This window comes from Paenibacillus radicis (ex Gao et al. 2016) (assembly GCF_014641555.1).
GTDB lineage: Bacteria > Bacillota > Bacilli > Paenibacillales > Paenibacillaceae > Pristimantibacillus > Pristimantibacillus radicis.
Genome location: NZ_BMHY01000006.1, coordinates 184,712 through 197,469 on the forward strand (window position 1 = coordinate 184,712; position 12,758 = coordinate 197,469).

Sequence of the window (12,758 nt, forward strand, 5' to 3'; positions counted from 1 at the left end):
ATACAGGGCAATACGTCAAAAAGTTCATAAGGGAAGAAATTGATTTCCTAATAGAGTAAAAAGTTACCTTATTAGGATGAAACAGTCCAAAATCTGCTCCTCAGTCAGATATTAGAGAAAAAACTGCAAATATTAGCGAAGTTTTCGACAGGACTTATCGAAATTTACACTTTATAATTGCAAACACTCGAGCAGTACATGCGACGCTTCAAAGTGAAGTGGTATTTTCAATAGGATATATGACATAGGTACATAATAAAGGTACATTAACAGAGATACATGGCAAGATTCACTTAATAGGTGCATTGGCAGCTTCACTGCTCAAGTTCACTTACAGCTTCACCAGATGCAAGTTCAATACAGCTTGAATATACTCAAATTCAACTCACAGCTCTACAGTTGAAATTCACTCATTTTTCAACTCACAAGTTCACTCACAGCTTCAATGTACAATTTCTCGCAGCTTCACTGCACCAGATCAATGCACGAAAAAAAACGAGCTCCCGAAGGAGCTCGTTTATCGGGTTGCGATTAGCAACCGAAATAAAGGCTGTATTCATGTGGATGGATGCGAATCGATACCGCTTTAGCTTCGTTGCGTTTAACAGCAACGTAGTTCTCGATGAAGTCTTTGGAGAATACGCCGCCTTCAGTCAAGAATTCAGTATCAGCTTCCAAAGCGTCAAGCGCTTCGTCAAGCGTACCAGGTACGCTGCGGATTTCTTTCTTCTCTTCTTCTGGCAGTTCGTAAATGTTTTTGTCGAATGGACCGTAGCCCAAAGCAACTGGATCCAATTTACGTTTGATACCGTCAAGACCAGCAAGCAGCATAGCTGCGAATGCCAAGTAAGGGTTAGCCGTGGAGTCCGGTGTACGGAACTCGATGCGGCAGCCTTTTGGCGTTACCGAAGCGATAGGAATACGAACCGCTGCGGAACGGTTGCCTTTGGAGAATACCAGGTTAACCGGTGCTTCGTAACCAGGCACAAGACGTTTGAACGAGTTCGTGCTTGGGTTTGTCAGAGCGATCAGGGCAGGTGCGTGATGCAGGATGCCGCCGATGTAGTGCATAGCCAGTTGGCTCAGGTTGCCGTATGCGCCTTTTTCATAGAACAAAGGAGTGTCGCCGTTGAATATCGACGAGTGAACGTGCATACCGGAACCATTGTCACCAAACAGCGGTTTTGGCATGAATGTTGCTACTTTGCCGTATTGGCGAGCTGTGTTGTGAACAATATATTTGTAAACCATCAAGTTATCAGCTGTTTTCGTCAGTGTGTCGAAACGGAAGTTGATTTCCGCTTGGCCTGCTGTCGCCACTTCATGGTGGTGACGTTCAACGCGAAGGCCAACATCTTGCATCAGACGAACCATTTCACTACGGATGTCTTGCTGTTGATCAACTGGTGCTACTGGAACGTAGCCGCCTTTAACAGGAACTTTAAAGCCCAGGTTGCCGCCTTCTTCTTTACGGTTCGTGTTCCAGCCTGCTTCTTCGGAATCTACGTAGAAGCTGGAGGAGTTCATTGTGCTTTCATAACGAACTTCGTCGAAAATGAAGAACTCGGACTCAGGAGCGAAAAATGCTGTCGTACCAACGCCAGTTGTTTGCAGGAACTCTTCAGCCTTTTGAGCGATGCTGCGCGGGTCGCGCTCATAGCGTTCGCCGTCCGGCGTATGAATGTTACACATAATGTTAAGTGTTGGGTGATCGGTAAAAGGATCGATGAATACAGATTCCGTATCAGGCATCATCACCATGTCAGATTCTTCGATACCGCGGAAACCTGGGATCGAGGAACCGTCGAACGCTACACCGTTTACGAAAGTGTCGCTGTCGACTTCTGTCGAAGGAAGAGTGATGTGGTGCGCTTTACCGGAAAGATCCACGAAGCGGAAATCTACGAACTGAATGCTGTTTTCTTTGATTGTGTCCAAAACATTTTGAACTGACATCTGATATTTCCTCCATTTCCGAACATTTGCATATTGTTGAACAGTTATTGTTCAATTTTCGTTCCAAACTATGAGGTAATTATAAAACTCTGTTTTCGCACCGTCAATACTTATGTAAGGTATTTTTTATTCGCATGTCAGGTATACTTACAGCTTTAAACATTTGTTCACAAATGCACCTTTTTATCATAAAAAAAGGCCCAGAACCCTTGACAAGCAAGGATTCCGAACCTTTGAAAAAGCAATGATTTATATTTTCCATTCCAGGAAAGCATCAGCTGGCGCCTTTGGCGTATCGAATTGCTTGCCAACAAGCGGAGCGAGCTTCTCTAAATCCTTTAACAAATTGGCGAACTGATCCGGGAACAGCGATTGAACGCCATCACCTGTCATCGAGTTGTCCGGGTCGGTATGCATTTCGACGATCAGACCATTAGCTCCAGCAGCTACGGACGCTTTCGACATCGGCTCGACAAGCTCGCGGCGTCCTGTACCGTGACTTGGGTCGGAAATGACCGGCAGATGGCTTAGACCTTGCAGAACTGGGATCGCCGACAGGTCGAGCGTATTCCGTGTGTAGGTTTCAAATGTACGAATTCCCCGCTCGCAAAGCATAACATTCGGATTGCCTCCTGCAAGAATGTATTCCGCAGCATTGAGGAACTCGTCGTAAGTCGAGCTAAAGCCGCGTTTCAGCAGCACTGGTGTTTGAATCGTTCCGAGCTTGCGAAGCAGATCGAAGTTTTGCATATTCCGGGTACCTACTTGCAAAATGTCAGCGTATTCCGCGCACACATCGACATACTCTGGCGTCATTACTTCAGTAATGGTAAGCAGACCATGCTTCTTGCCCGCTTCCGCCATCATCACAAGACCTTCAACGCCAACGCCTTGGAAGCTGTATGGTCCCGTACGAGGCTTAAATGCGCCGCCGCGAAGCACCTGTCCGCCTGCTGCTTTAACCAGTCTTGCGATTTCGTCGATTTGCTCTGGCGTTTCCACCGCACAAGGGCCGCCCATAATCACAAGATTGCTGCCGCCGATTTTTACCCCTTTAATATCGATAATTGTGTCGTCCGGATGAAAGTCACGGCTAGCCAGTTTGTAGGACTTCGAGATTTTGATCACATTCTCGACGCCTTTCATTTGACGAAGGTGCTCTGCAAGCTGCGGTTCCGCTTTGCCGATAATGCCGATAACGGTACGGTCAGTACCTTTGGATACATGCGGCTGTACGCCAGCTTTCTCAATATAGTTAACGATCTCCTGTATGCGGTCATCCGAAATATTCTGATTAGTAATTACGATCATGTCCATCTCTCCTTTTTCGCTTCAACGCTTATACGCTGCTTCGCTTTTATGCTGTTATGCTTTTTGGCTTTTATGCTTTTACTCGCTAAAGTTAATATACACGATGCCCCGCATCTTCGTCAAGTAAAAATGTATTTGTATTTTTTCTGCTCTTGTTCTCTGGTTCAAACTGGCATTAACATGTCCCAGCTGTTTATTGTTCCTCATCAGACTCTGCCCTGTACTCAGGCCGCTCAGCTACTGTTACTTCACTAAACAACTCCCTTTTGACACTCAACCGCTATTACTTAGCTAATGAACGAAGCTGCTTCGCTTTTTTGCGAAGCAACTTTCGCTCCATGCAGCCTCATATACTCATTCTCTAGCTCCAGCGAATCAAATTTCGTTGTTCATGAACCTAAGTTCACGAATAGCGAAATTTAGTTCGTTAATTAATTTAGCGGTTCCCAAAGTAGTGCCTACAGCGAAATCAGGTTCGCTATTTTGCGAACCTGGTTCGTTAATAGTCCGATCCATGATCAGCAGATATTGCAGTAAAGAACTTACAGAGGAGACGCCTAGTATACCAATTAACGAAGCTGCTTCGCTTTTTTGCGAAGCAACTTTCGCTCCATGCAGCCTCATATACTCATTCTTTAGCCCCAGCGAATCAAATTTCGTTGTTCATGAACCTAAGTTCACGAATAGCGAAATTTAGTTCGTTATTTAAATAAGCAGTTCCCAGTATGACGCCTACAGCGAAATCAGGTTCGCTATTTTGCGAACCTGATTCGTTAATACCCCATCTATGCACAGTGAGGCGCGAGGCATGAGCATATTGAGGAGAAATCGTGGAAAGATCAGCACCAATGCTGCATCCCCGAATGCAACCTTGTGTGTGATCAAGCACCACGCACAGAGTTGCACCGCATGCCAAGTCAGCACTACTCACAACAAAAAAAGAACAGGAAAACCGACTGCGTCGGCCTCCCTGTTCCCGTCTGTTGAGCACTTAAATTGTCTTTGTCGCTATACCAGCCGCGTCGCCGCCGGCAGGCACTGATTTGGTGCGAATGTTCGGCAGCAGCTTATTCATATTAATGGTACGCTTAATTTCCCACGTAGAAGGATCCGCGTTATCGTATTGCTCCAAGTAAGCAATAACTTCCTTCGTAATCGGCGTCGGCGTAGAAGCGCCGGAAGTGACAGCTACCCGTTCAATGCCAGCCAGCCACTCCTGCTTAATCTCCGATACGTCGGATACACGGTAAGCTGTAACACCCGCGATTTCTTCCGATACCTGGGCAAGACGGTTCGAGTTGTTGCTTCGCGGATCGCCAACGACAATGCAAAGCTGAGCAGCGCCCGCTTGCTCGGCAACCGCCTCCTGCCGTACTTGGGTTGCGAGGCATATTTCGTTATGAATTTCAGCCTTCGGAAATTTCTCCAGCAGCTTGCTCATAATGACCCGGATATCCCATTGCGACATCGTCGTCTGGTTGGTGATGATGATCTTGCCATCAGGCACATCAAGCGCATCGATTTCTTCCACTCGTTCAATGAGATGGACCCGATCGGGCGCAACGCCAATCGCACCTTCCGGCTCTGGATGCGCTTTTTTGCCAATATAAATAATATGGTAGTCCTCCGCAACCTTCTCGCGGATCAAATCATGCGTCTTCGTCACATCCGGACAAGTCGCATCCACTACTGTCAGTCCCTTGTCGCGGGCGCGCTGACGCACTTCCGGCGAAACGCCGTGGGCGGTAAAAATAACCGTCCCCTTCTCTACCTGATCCAATATTTCCAAACGGTTCTCCCCGTCCAGCGTAATAACGCCTTCTTGCTCGAACGCTTCCGTCACATGCGAATTATGAACAATCATGCCCAAAATATAAATTGGCCGTGGCAAATCCAAGTTTTTAGCCGTCTGCAAGGCGAGCACCATTGCATCGACAACGCCGTAGCAATAGCCGCGCGGCGATATTTTAACGATTTCCATCTGTTGCACCTGCTTTCCGACCGTGCTGCGGTTAGTGTTCCTCTCGGTCCTCTATCTCCATTATAGTCGAAGAGTCCGGTTCAGAAAAGTGCAGCGGCAGCCAGATGACGAAAGTTGACCCTTCGCCCTCAAGCGTGGTCACCTCAATCGAGCCCCGATGCTCGTCAATGATCCATTTGGCAATCGATAACCCCAGCCCGGTTCCGACCGTTTTCCCGCGGGATTCATCAATCCGATAGAAACGATCGAAAATATGCGGCACCTGTTCAGGGTCCATGCCAATTCCCGTATCGCGGACTACAACGCCTACCTGATCATCCTTTTGCTTTGCGCTCAGCTCGATATAGCCTTCTGACGTGTACTTGAACGCATTTTCGATAAAAATAAACAGCAATTGCTGCAAATATTCGTGGTTGCCGATTACCGTCGCGCCGCTAAGAATAGAAAGGTCGCCAACACGCCATTCCGCTGTACGCGGCAGCAATTGCGCCCTTCGCGCAACCTCCTCTACTAGCGGGAACATCGGCAGCGGCACCTTCTCCATAACGTAGCCCGCATCCGCACGGGCTAAAGCGAGCAAATCATTCACAAGCGTCGACATCCGTTTCGCCTCAGCAGCAATGTCCTGCATCGCTTCGTTGGACATCTCCAGGCGCTGCGCGTCGAGCGCCAGCACGATGCCATCCTGCGCTTTCGGGTCCATCGTCTTCGTCCACATTCGCTGAAGCAGCTCGATATTGCCGCGAATCGTAGTCAGCGGCGTACGCAGTTCATGCGAAGCATCCGATACGAAACGCCGTTGCGCCCGATACGATTCGTCCAGGCCGTTATACGCCATTTCGAGCCGTGCAAGCATAATGTTCAGCGTGTAGACGAGTCGGCCAATCTCATCCTTCGGCCCTTCCATCGGAATACGCACGCTCAGATCAGAGCCGTTTTGAATTTTTTCCGTGGACCGGATGACACGTTCAATCGGCTGAAGCACCTGCCGGGCTAGAAATAAGCCGACGGTAAAGGCGATCAGCAATACGGCTAAGGAAGAGAAAATCAAGATAGATCGGACTCCGGCAAGAAAGCGCTCCTCACTGCCTACAAAAGCGCCAACCTGCGCCAGCCCCACTAAAGAGCCGTCTTCTAGGTGCAAGGGTCTCTGATAGATAAGAAACATATACTGGTGGCCGTTAATTGTTACCCTTGCCTTTTCAAAGCCCCGGTCAGGATTTTTGGAAGCTTTAGGATAAGGAAATTCCAGTCCCTTTTGCTTCATATTCGAATCCAGAGATATGAAACCTTCTCGGTAATTGACGATTTGCAAATACAAGTCCGGCTCGTATAAGCCGCCGACACCTCCGAGTTTGAACTGGTTGGAAAACGTTGTTCCATAAAACTGAATGCTGTTCGACTGTTGACGAAGCGAGTTTTTAATATCTCCGTACGTGTTCATATTGACGAAAAAATAGATGGCGCAGCCGAATACAATAAGCGTAGCGGCAAGCAAGCCCGAATACCATAATGTAAGCCGAAGCCGTATTGTCATTCGTTAATCAGCCCTCTCCGCGCAGCACATACCCGGTGCCCCGCACCGTCTGAATAATCCGATTGCCGCTTCCATCCTCCAGCTTCTGGCGAAGCATCGCGATATAAACCTCCAGCACATTGGATTCGCCGCTGAAGTCGAAGCCCCATATTTTCTCCATAATCGCATCACGAGTCAACACTCTGCGCGGGTTTTGCATGAAGAGCAGCAGCAAATCATACTCCTTCGCTGTGAGATCAATTCGCCGTCCCGAACGAATCGCCTCCCGGGAATCCTGATCCAGCGCCAAATCACCATAGACGATTTTACTGCTTGTCTCCTCGATCTTATCCGCTTTGCGACGCAGCAGTGCACGCACCCGTGCAAGCAGTTCTTCCAGTGCAAACGGCTTAATCAAATAATCGTCCGCCCCGGCATCTAGCCCTTTCACACGGTCCGATATATCATCCTTCGCCGTCAGCATTAGAATCGGTACAGTGCTTCCTCCCTCACGCACCCGGCGGCATACTTCCCATCCATCGACATGCGGCATCATCACGTCCAAAATTAGCAGATCGGGATCTGCCGTTAGCAGCAGCTTCAGCCCCTCTGCGCCGTTATTCGCCGTCGATACGTCATAACCCTCAAAAGCCAAGCTTCTGCGAAGCAGCGAAGTAATTTTCTCATCATCATCCACTACGATAATTTGCGATCTCATCCCGCACCCCCATGTGCCTCTATACGCATAAAACAAGCGCAGAGCATGCAACACTCTGCGCTTGTTTGCACAACGCTCTTCTTAATTACTCCGCATTGAATTTGTTCTTGTCGCCAATCTCGACCGGCAAATTCATTTTTTCCCCTCTGCGGATAATGTTCAATTCAATTTTATCGCCGACCTTTTTCGTTTGAATCTGCTTGATCAGCTCTTGCGTCGAATTGTATGCTTTTCCATCGATACCAAGAATGATATCGTATTGCTTCAGATCCGCCAAGTAGGCAGGCGAATTATAGTAAACGTTGCTGACGATCGAACCTTCCGCTTTCTCTAGTCCCAACTGCTGCGCAATGTCTGCTGTCACATCTGCGAGTCCTGCACCGATGAACGGAACCGGCGTTTTTGGAACCTCTTTATTGTTTTTCAAATCATTCAACACATTTTGGATCGTGCTAGTCGGAATTGCAAAGCCGATGCCTTGCGCCTGTGAGCTAACCGCTGTGTTGATGCCGACAACCTCGCCATTCACATTAAGCAGCGGACCGCCGGAGTTGCCGGGATTAATCGATGCGTCGGTTTGCAGCAAATGCTCGTAATTACGAGTGCCTTGCGAATCCGGAATGTCGATTGGACGTTCTTTCGCGCTCAACACCCCAACAGTTACAGTATGGTCAAAACCGTACGGATTGCCGATCGCAACGACCCAGTCGCCGATATTGATATTGTCAGAGCTGCCAAGCGGAAGCGTAGGGAACTCTTTGCTTCCCGTCACTTTCAGAACAGCAAGGTCAAGCTGATAATCAGAGCCCAGAAGCTCGGCTGTGAACGGTTTATCGTAGCCTTGCACCGTTACTTCGATTTTGTCCGAGTTGCCAACTACATGCTGATTGGTCAAAATGTAACCGGAAGAATCGAAGAAGAAGCCTGTACCGATTCCGCTCGCTTGCAAATCGCTGTCATTGCCTTTGTCCTGCGGCTTTGTTCCGGGATAGTCATCTCCGAAAAACTGACGGAAGAACGGATCGTCGAGAAGGCCGCCGCCGCCACTGTTTCTCGATGGCTTCACGTATGTCTCGATTTTAACGACGGCCGGGCTTGCTGTTTTGAACAGCGTAGAAATGTTATCAGGCCGCGCAGCTGCAGTCACAGGAGATGAACCGCCGTTGCTGGCTGTTTGACCATTTGTCGATTCATTCGACTGCCCCGGCGCCATCGCTTGCGTCCCTTGCGTAAACCAGTTTTGCCGGTCTGACGCATACATGAGAGTGCCTACGACCAGCACCCCAGCAAGAAATGAGATGAACATCGACCGGAACGACGTTCCCCGCTTCGGTTCGCGCACTTGCCAGTTGCCCTTAGCAGACGACGACTGCTGATTCGATGTAAAGGAACGAAGCGCCGGCGGCTGTGCAACCTCGACTCTATCACTTCCTGCTTGATAAGGCTCGCTCGTTTGCTGCTGTGCTTGAGGCCCTACTGTGCTGCCCGCTGCCGTCGAAGCATAAGTTGAGCTTTCCTGCGGCTTGAATGCCGATTCTGATGAATTGCTATTGTATGGCGACTGCGAGGGAGCACTGCCCTCGTCCTGTGCACCAGGTCTGAATGGCCCGTAAGAATAATAGTAGGATGTTTTGCTTGCTCCATCTTGTTGATCAGGCGACGAGGCACTTTGCCCATTGTTGTCAGTTCGCGCTGTTCTTTCCGTCTCATCGACGGTTTGCTCACTATTCTCAGGATTTTGAAAAAAATCGTCAAATCCGTTCTTTTTGTTTTGATCGTCCATAACCGTTCTCCTCCTTAGGTATACCATTTCCATCAAACAGCCATATTCCCTGATGGGCTGCTGCGTATATGTTGTATTCCTATCATGCACATTCTACCTTAAAACAAACTTAAAAGTACATGAAATTAAAATAACTTCTATAGGCGTCAAGACATTGTTTTAGCTGTTTTTAATGAAAAAAAATGTATTCATCAGCAGATAAAAACAAGCTATGTGTAAAAAAAATAAAGCGGCAATCGCTCTGCCGCTTCATCCTTAATCATTCGTTGAATGTCCACGTAAATTACTCCAATATCCGCTCGGCCTCGGACAAAACTTCCTTTGCGCGATCGATCCATTTCGGCTCGATATTGGCATCGGGATCAACCGGTGTTTGAAATTGATCAAATAAAGCGCCTACTAGATGAGCTTTCGCTTCCGGATCATTGCCTTCATTGTATAGATGCTTCAGCACATATGGCGTGCCCAGCCGAATAACCGCATCCGTATCTTGAGACGAATCGTCTATACTGCCGGATATCACTTGAAAGGGCAGCCGCAGCCATACTTTATTGGCATCATCCAGCGCCCGGTCGAAGGAGCCGCTCGTATAGTCCCAGTTGCCGCCCAGCGAAAACTGCTCCTCCTCCAGTTGGCTGCGTGCCTCGGTATAACGGTTCTGATAGCCTTCCAGTGTTGAAGATAATGGCATCATCGAATTGTTCGCTCCTTTAGCATACCTGTACGTCTAGATTTGGTACGATTGCATTACCGTACTGCTAAAGGATAGTATAGCCCCAAAAATGACCGATTATGATTGTTTGGCCCAGCCTTTGCGATGCGCAAGCACAGCCAGCTGCGTCCGGTCCTCCAGCTCGCATTTCATCAATAGGTTGCTCACATGCGTTTTGACCGTTTTAACACTAATATGAAGCTCCTCGCCAATCTCCTTGTTAGACCTGCCTTCGGCGATTAATAGCAGCACTTCTTTCTCCCGCTCGGTCAGCCCCTCATCGCCAGCTTGCGCTGTACGCTGCCGAAGACCACGCGTCAATGCTTGCGACACGTCCGCCGTCATGACTGGCATCCCCCGCATCGCTCCGTTCAGCGCGTAGATAAGCTCCTCCGCCGACACGGTCTTCAATACATAGCTAACCGCTCCCGCTTCAATGGCGGCATACACCTTGTCATCTTCCAGAAAGCTGGTCAGCATAATGATCTTCATATCTGGAAAACGCGAAACAATCGCCTTCGTCGTATCAATGCCGTTCATGCCAGGCATCATTAAATCCATCAGAATCAGATCGGGCGTATCGCCGGAAAGCAGCAAGTCCAGCGCGGCTTGGCCGCTTCCCGCTTCCGCGACGACTTCAAATTTCGGTTCCAGCATAAGATAGGTACGCAAACCGGTTCTTACCATATCATGATCGTCTACGATCATGATCTTCAACTTGTCATTCCCGTTCATTGTACTCATCCTGCTCGCTCCCTCGCCAAATTTTCGGAATGGTTACTTTCACTCTCGTCCCGCTCCCGGGCTTGCTAATAATTTCGGCGGTGCCGCCCAGCTTCTGGGCCCGCTCCTGCATCGTCGACAACCCGTAAGAGCCTCGTCTTACTTCTTGTACCCGGAAGCCTGCCCCGTCATCTTGAAGGTTAAGCGTAATTTGCCGCTCCGTTTCAGCAAGCGTCAACGAGCAGCTTTGGGCAGCCGCATGCTTGACGACGTTGGCCATCGCTTCCTGTACGATGAGAAAAAGCTGATGCTCCTTCGCTTCCGTCAATGGCTCTTGAATCCGCCACTCAAGTGCTCCCTGCAAACTGTTCTGACGGCAATAATCCGGGAACCATTTGTCGAGCGCTTCGCGCAGCGTCTGCCCCTCCAGTTCCAGCGGACGCAGTTGCGCAATAAAGACGCGCATTTGCTTCTGAGCAAGCGTAGACATATGGATGAGCTGATCGAGCACAGATGCCGCCCGCTCGCGGTCAATCTCCTGCAGCTTCGGCAGCGAAGAGGCGCACATATGCATCGCAAACAATTGCTGACTCACCGTATCATGAAGATCACGGGCAAGACGCTTGCGCTCCTCCAGCACCGCCGCTTCATTGGAGGTGGCGATCATCACCTGCTCCTCGCCTACCATCTGCAGCCGTTTCATCCTCTCCTGCATCTGAACGGCAAGCTCGTTGAATTCCCGGTACAGCTCCATAAAGTTAAGATCACCAGTCTCCGTAATACGGACCTCATAGTTTCCGTTATTGGCTTGCTTCATGGCAAGCTGCAGCGTATCCAGCCGGCGTTGCAGCCGCTGTCCGGCCCAATAGCCGAAAGCGGCACTGACAAGCAGAAAGACGGATGCAGCACCTAGCCGCGTCTCCGTCTGCCCCGCTTCAAACGACAATCCGAACCAAACTGCGAACCCCAGCAGCAGCGCAGCAACCGAAGAAGCGACGAACATAATAATAAGCTCCCATTTGCCGCTGCGCAGAAATCGCACCATCATTAGCCTTTACCCCACCTTCGTAACTCGAACGTCGCCAACGAATGTGCTCACGACTAATTTAATCCGCTTATCCGTATCGCTATAAGCCGGCGAATAGATGTTTACATTTTTGAAAAACCCGCCTTCACGCTCTCCCAAAATCTTTACATCGCCTACAAAAGCGCTGGATATCACTTGAATGCCAACCTCGTAATCATTGGGAACGTACACTTTAACGTCGCCAACGAAAGAGGAAATGCAAAGCCTCGTTTCCCCGAATGGAATTTGCGCTTTCGTCAGATCGACAACGGTATCCCCGATAAAATGAGAGATATTCATCGGCTTCAGCTCCCAATAATCGTGACCGATATGAATATCGCCGATAAAGCCGGAGCGTGTCTGCGCATCGGAATCATAATTCCAATATTCCGTCTCATGGTGATGATGGTGATGACGGCCATGCCGTTTCGAATGATCGTGATGCTTCTTAACGTCGTCCTCATACCCGGTTTGCTTTTGCTTTGGCTCAGTCCGCTCTTCTTCATTCGCTTCGCCAGGCTTTGTCGGATCAGGATGAAGCGGAGGCGCTGGCGGTACATGTCCTTGAGGCTCTTTGTAGCCGGTAAACGATTTCCAGTCATCATTTGGCTGCGCATGCGAACGGCGCTTCCGTTTTTTAGGACGCCGGATCATATTGATTCCGATTAAGATGATAATAATAGGCCAAATATAAGGAGCAATATCGCCTACCGACCAAGAGAACCAATCCAGATTGCGTCCTAGGAAAACAAATCCGATCAACAGCATAATTCCGCCCCACCAGCCGGAGCCGGAACCGTTGAAGGCACCTGACAGAACTCCCTGCAATCCGAAATAAATCAGAAGGACAGGCCAATAAGTGGATATAAGATGGCCTATACTAAAATCGAAGTCGAGCTGCCCCGTCTGCCGGAGCAGAAACAGAACGCCAACCGCAATAACGATAACCCCTATAAATAGCCGGTTTATAAAATTTCCATTCATATACTTTC

General features: G+C 49.1%; 10 protein-coding genes. All 10 read right to left on the reverse strand.

The window, feature by feature from the left end; all coding sequences use genetic code 11:
- Window positions 1-531: 531 nt before the first annotated feature.
- The 10 genes from glnA to liaF all read right to left on the reverse strand — a co-directional run bounded on the left by glnA (window position 532) and on the right by liaF (window position 12,750).
- Window positions 532-1,956, reverse strand: a complete 1,425-nt coding sequence (glnA, locus tag IEX98_RS17165) for a type I glutamate--ammonia ligase (RefSeq protein WP_188890441.1) — start codon at window positions 1,954-1,956, stop codon at window positions 532-534.
- 249 nt (window positions 1,957-2,205) lie between these two features.
- A complete protein-coding gene (aroF, locus tag IEX98_RS17170) occupies window positions 2,206-3,267 on the reverse strand; it encodes a 3-deoxy-7-phosphoheptulonate synthase (RefSeq protein ID WP_042165181.1) in 1,062 nt (353 codons plus the stop codon).
- Between the two features lie 991 nt (window positions 3,268-4,258).
- Complete coding sequence (locus IEX98_RS17175; RefSeq protein ID WP_188890442.1) at window positions 4,259-5,248, reverse strand: 4-hydroxy-3-methylbut-2-enyl diphosphate reductase; 990 nt, start codon at window positions 5,246-5,248, stop codon at window positions 4,259-4,261.
- Between the two features lie 31 nt (window positions 5,249-5,279).
- Window positions 5,280-6,785: a sensor histidine kinase gene (locus tag IEX98_RS17180; RefSeq protein WP_188890443.1), complete on the reverse strand. Its 1,506-nt coding sequence runs from the start codon at window positions 6,783-6,785 to the stop codon at window positions 5,280-5,282.
- Between the two features lie 7 nt (window positions 6,786-6,792).
- Window positions 6,793-7,482 carry a response regulator transcription factor gene (locus IEX98_RS17185; protein WP_188890444.1) on the reverse strand — a complete coding sequence of 230 codons (690 nt, stop codon included), beginning with the start codon at window positions 7,480-7,482 and terminating at the stop codon, window positions 6,793-6,795.
- Between the two features lie 85 nt (window positions 7,483-7,567).
- A complete protein-coding gene (locus IEX98_RS17190; RefSeq protein ID WP_188890445.1) occupies window positions 7,568-9,265 on the reverse strand; it encodes a S1C family serine protease in 1,698 nt (565 codons plus the stop codon).
- Window positions 9,266-9,548: 283 nt separating this feature from the next.
- Entirely contained in the window at window positions 9,549-9,959 is a 411-nt protein-coding gene (locus tag IEX98_RS17195; RefSeq protein WP_188890446.1) for a YugN family protein, read from the reverse strand.
- A 96-nt stretch (window positions 9,960-10,055) separates the two neighbouring features.
- On the reverse strand, window positions 10,056-10,712 hold the full coding sequence (locus tag IEX98_RS17200; protein WP_188890545.1) for a response regulator: 657 nt from the start codon (window positions 10,710-10,712) through the stop codon (window positions 10,056-10,058).
- Window positions 10,699-11,748: a sensor histidine kinase gene (locus IEX98_RS17205; RefSeq protein WP_188890447.1), complete on the reverse strand. Its 1,050-nt coding sequence runs from the start codon at window positions 11,746-11,748 to the stop codon at window positions 10,699-10,701. Before IEX98_RS17205 ends, IEX98_RS17200 begins: the two co-directional genes overlap by 14 nt.
- A 6-nt stretch (window positions 11,749-11,754) precedes the next feature.
- On the reverse strand, window positions 11,755-12,750 hold the full coding sequence (liaF, locus tag IEX98_RS17210; protein WP_188890448.1) for a cell wall-active antibiotics response protein LiaF: 996 nt from the start codon (window positions 12,748-12,750) through the stop codon (window positions 11,755-11,757).
- Between the last annotated feature and the right edge of the window lie 8 nt (window positions 12,751-12,758).